Source organism: Moorena sp. SIO3I8 (assembly GCF_010692325.1).
Classification (GTDB): Bacteria; Cyanobacteriota; Cyanobacteriia; order Cyanobacteriales; family Coleofasciculaceae; genus Moorena.
Map to the genome: position 1 here is coordinate 1 of NZ_JAAHHW010000479.1, position 1,071 is coordinate 1,071.

The window sequence follows — 1,071 nt, forward strand, 5'->3', positions numbered from 1 at the left end:
GGCTTTGTTGCATAAAGAGTATGAGTTGAGTGAGATAATCTATAGAGAGAAAAATAGAGCTTCCCCTTAGCCATGACAGAAGCAACCGCCAAGACCAAATATAAGATATTGAATTGGAGTAAGTACAACGCAGCGCTCTTAAACCGTGGTAGTCTGACCTTCACCGATTGATGATGAGGTACTTAAAAGATGGTGGAATCCCCAAAAGACAGGGAAACGAGGAGCATCCCGCAAATACAGTGACTTAGCCATAGCTACCATGAGTACCATGGGGTCAGTGTTGAATTTACCAGGGCGTCAAACCCAAGGATTGATGGAATCAAAGTTCGGTTTAATGGGAGTAGACTTAGAAGTACCAGACCACTCCACAGTATCGAGACGGCTGGGGAAATTAAGTGTGGCAATGCCCGGTTAAGAACGGAAGGGAGCACGGCATGTGGTAGTGGATTCAACCGGAATCAAAGTTTATGGAGAGGGAGAATGGAAAGTACGTCAACATGGAATCAGCAAACGTCGAAAGGCGCGAAAACTGCATTTAGGGGTAGATCAGAGCACAGGGGAAATACTTGGTGCGGTAGTGAGTACGAATAATCTCAGTGACTCGGAGGCTCTATCGGATGTGTTAGATGCCATCGAATCAGAGATTGAAGCAGTGTCCGCCGATGGAGCTTATGACAAACGCAAGTGCTACGATGCCATTAAAAAAAGAGGTGCTCAGGCTAATATTCCCCCACGTCATGATGCCCAATATTGGCCAAAAGAAGGAGAGCATCATCCACGCAATCAGAACCTAGTACGTATTGAAAAAGTGGGTCGAAGCCAATGGAAACTTCAGAGTGGCTATCACCGTCGCTCATGATCGGAGACGGCCATGTTTCGTTTCAAGCTTATCTGTGGTAATCGTTGTTCTCGTCGTACCAACGACCCCCAGGCTGTAGAACTTTTACTTGCTTGTGCTGCCCTCAATCCTATGACCCATTTGGGTATGCCTGATAGCTATGCCCATAATGCTTAAAACTGCTCCTGAGAGGGGGAGCATTTTGACCCCTTCATCATTCATGCAACAAAGCC

At 46.5% G+C, this 1,071-nt stretch carries 1 pseudogene; it reads left to right on the top strand.

Going from position 1 to position 1,071, the window contains the following annotated elements:
• The first annotated feature begins 72 nt into the window (after positions 1-72).
• Positions 73-1,015 (top strand): annotated as a pseudogene (locus F6K51_RS38035) (IS5 family transposase).
• The last annotated feature ends 56 nt before the right edge of the window (positions 1,016-1,071 follow it).